The organism is Mesorhizobium sp. M7A.F.Ca.CA.004.06.1.1, from assembly GCF_003999135.1.
Taxonomy (GTDB): Bacteria; Pseudomonadota; Alphaproteobacteria; order Rhizobiales; family Rhizobiaceae; genus Mesorhizobium.
This window is the reverse complement of the sequence record NZ_RZPQ01001066.1, coordinates 1-1,512: the sequence shown is the minus strand read 5'-3', so window position 1 is coordinate 1,512 and position 1,512 is coordinate 1. Positions and strand designations below refer to the sequence as shown.

Genomic DNA, 1,512 nt, shown 5'->3' with positions numbered 1-1,512 from the left:
CCATGAGCCACTCGAGCTCGACAGTTGAACAGCCGCCGGCTCCAAGCATCAAGGCCTAGGACGCAAAAGCCCGCCGCACCTTTCGGCACGGCGGGCTTTTCCAGGGCGCGATCCTTACTTCGATCGCGCGATCTCCTTTGCCAGGTCGCCGATGTCGCGGCGAAGGTCCCCGACCTCGTCAACGAAGCGGTTGCCGACTTCGATCAGCCGATACATGGCCTGGCGCTGCTTTTCATTGTCAGCGCGCCCGGCGATCAGTTCCATTGTGTAGCCCTCGATCGAGGCCGCCAGTTCCTTGACCGCGCTGTTGTCGATGAGGGCGCCGGCGACCTCGACCTGGCGCTCCGCCGGCGTGACGGTGCCGCGACCGAAGCGAAGGCCGAGCATTGCCAGGAGGCCGAGCAACGCCAATCCCACGAAATTGGCGATCGGCACCAACTGTTCGGCCGGAATGCCAAGGATCATCAACGCCTCCGCTGCGAAGCACCGACATCAGCCCATGCCCGAAAAAGGTTCCACATTTCGATCGTCATGAAGGTGAGGTAGACGATCACCCCGGTGCCGGAGCCATCGGCCGTCAGGACGGCAACGAGGACGCCGAGCGCAATTTGACCCCAAAACACGCACGACGCGATGGAAGCCCCAGCCCTGAAATGGGGCGAGTAGCGGAAACCCTTGAAGGTGCCATTGACGATGAGCGCCCCGAGCCGAAGCAGCGCAGTCATGAGACAGACGTTGGCCCAGAACGCTTCATTGCCGTAGGTAGCGATGATAGCCATCGACGGCGAGCGGTCGAAGGTCAGCGGATCCATTGCCAGGCAACCGGACCAGCCGAACAGCGCTCCGGTCATGATCCATTCGGTGACGCGCATCCCGAAATGCTCGCGGATGCCGCCAGCGATGCGCAGCACGATCATGTCTTGAGCTCCGCTCGGCGCGCAGCGCTGGCCTTGGTGTGCAAATCGCATTCGGCGCGCGTATAGAGCTTCACCGCGCAGCCTGGCGCCATCGTGCGGTCGATCTTGTTCTGGTCGGCTTGGGTCTTGCCCTGTGCGCCGGCGAGGCTGTTACCGAGGGCCTGTCGGAGCGGCGTCACACCGCTGACGCCCGAAGTCGTACACGCCGCCAGCGTCAAGGCACTCGTCAAGAGACATGCGAGCGTCAACGCCCTTGTGAATCGCATCGGTATTCTCCTTTTCGATCTTGGCGCGGACTTCGTCGGCGCCCCAATGCTTGATGAGTTCGTAGCCGCCGAGGGCGGCGCCGGAGACGGCGACGGCCAGGACGGCCCACGCGATGATGCGGGCGAGAGGGCGGGGAACACCGACGAAGCCGGCGACGAGCGAGATGAGGACGCCCATCAGCGCCGTGCTCCCGTCTTGAATGCCTCGACGCCCTTGGCTTCGCCATGGCGTGCGACCAGGAACAGCCCGCCGGCAACAGCCGCAATCGCCAGCATCCAGACCCAGCCAGGCACGTCGCCGGCAGCATCCTTGACAGGCTGGATATAGC

The 1,512-nt window shown here is 64.0% G+C and carries 4 protein-coding genes; all 4 read right to left on the bottom strand.

Features of this window, described 5'->3' with window-relative positions; genetic code table 11:
• Positions 1–114 precede the first annotated feature (114 nt).
• Genes EN906_RS33870 through EN906_RS37585 form a run of 4 tightly spaced genes read right to left on the bottom strand, consistent with a single transcriptional unit; the run spans position 115 to position 1,361 of the window.
• Complete coding sequence (locus EN906_RS33870) at positions 115–465, bottom strand: hypothetical protein (protein ID WP_127266596.1); 351 nt, start codon at positions 463–465, stop codon at positions 115–117.
• A complete protein-coding gene (locus EN906_RS33865; RefSeq protein ID WP_127266597.1) occupies positions 465–917 on the bottom strand; it encodes a hypothetical protein in 453 nt (150 codons plus the stop codon). The genes EN906_RS33870 and EN906_RS33865 overlap by 1 nt, the downstream gene beginning before the upstream one ends.
• On the bottom strand, positions 914–1,096 hold the full coding sequence (locus EN906_RS33860; protein ID WP_236383321.1) for a hypothetical protein: 183 nt from the start codon (positions 1,094–1,096) through the stop codon (positions 914–916). Before EN906_RS33860 ends, EN906_RS33865 begins: the two co-directional genes overlap by 4 nt.
• Positions 1,068–1,361, bottom strand: coding sequence for a hypothetical protein (locus EN906_RS37585; protein WP_164748669.1), 294 nt, complete (start codon positions 1,359–1,361; stop codon positions 1,068–1,070). Before EN906_RS37585 ends, EN906_RS33860 begins: the two co-directional genes overlap by 29 nt.
• Positions 1,362–1,512: the final 151 nt, after the last annotated feature.

Excerpts from the sequence above, each read along its gene's own strand:
- EN906_RS37585 (WP_164748669.1), bottom strand. The coding sequence starts at position 1,361 with ATGGGCGTCCTCATCTCGCTCGTCGCCGGCTTCGTCGGTGTTCCCCGC.
- EN906_RS33870 (WP_127266596.1), bottom strand. The coding sequence starts at position 465 with ATGATCCTTGGCATTCCGGCCGAACAGTTGGTGCCGATCGCCAATTTC.
- EN906_RS33865 (WP_127266597.1), bottom strand. The coding sequence starts at position 917 with ATGATCGTGCTGCGCATCGCTGGCGGCATCCGCGAGCATTTCGGGATG.